The 358-nt window shown below is 70.4% G+C and carries 1 pseudogene; it reads left to right on the forward strand.

The features are described 5' to 3' along the window. Window positions 1-358: pseudogene (locus tag ACLZOT_RS50635) on the forward strand (aspartate kinase); the annotation flags it as partial.

The raw sequence follows: 358 nt of genomic DNA on the forward strand, positions 1-358 counted from the left end.
GCCAAATGGGTGCGCGCCGGCCACCAGATGGTGGTCGTGCCCTCGGCGATGAGCGGTGAAACCAACCGCCTGCTCGGCCTGGCCAAGGAGCTGTCGCCCGCCAGCAGCACGCCCGAGATGATGCGTGAGCTCGACATGATCGCCGCCACCGGCGAGCAGGTGTCGGTGGGCCTGCTGGCCATCGCGCTGCAGGCCGAGGGCGTGCCGTCGGTCAGCTACACCGGCTGGCAGGTGCCCGTCGCCACCGACTCCTCCTACACCAAGGCCCGCATCGAGAGCATCGATGACAAGCGCGTGCGCGCCGACCTCGCCGCCGGCAAGGTCGTCGTCATCGCGGGCTTCCAGGGCATCGACGCCG

The sequence above is a fragment of the Streptomyces sp. 4F14 genome, assembly GCF_048159485.1.
Classification (GTDB): domain Bacteria; phylum Actinomycetota; class Actinomycetes; order Streptomycetales; family Streptomycetaceae; genus Streptomyces.